Annotated in this window: 1 pseudogene; it reads right to left on the bottom strand. The window is 61.8% G+C overall.

The window, feature by feature from the left end:
* Positions 1-398, bottom strand: a pseudogene (locus H7I41_RS09715) (UDP-glucose 6-dehydrogenase); the annotation flags it as partial.

Below are 398 nucleotides of genomic sequence, written 5' to 3'. Positions count from 1 at the left end.
TGAAGGGAACGCCATCGCCGAGAAGATCGGAGTAGATCTCGCGCACGACCTGTTCCGCACGGCCGGAACCGGGCCTTCCGATACCCAGGACAAGGCGGTCGGGATGCAACGTGTCCTGAACTGCGAAGCCTTCCCGCAGAAATTCCGGATTCCACGCCAACTCCACTGCCTCGCCCGCGGGTGCCAGGGCCCGCACCCGTGCAGCGAGCCGCTCCGCGGTTCCCACCGGAACCGTCGACTTTCCGATGATCACGGCGGGTTTGTCCAAAAGCACTGCCAAAGAAGCCATTACGGCATCAACGAAGCACAGATCGGCTCCGTAGTCACCCTTCTTCTGTGGCGTCGCGACAGCGACGAAGAAGACATCGGCAAAGTCGACCGCCTCTTGGTACGAGGAT

It is taken from the genome of [Mycobacterium] manitobense (genome assembly GCF_025821665.1).
GTDB classification, from domain to species: Bacteria; Actinomycetota; Actinomycetes; order Mycobacteriales; family Mycobacteriaceae; genus Mycobacterium; species Mycobacterium arseniciresistens.
Note: the sequence above shows the minus strand (reverse complement) of the source record. Positions and strands in the feature narration are given on the sequence as shown.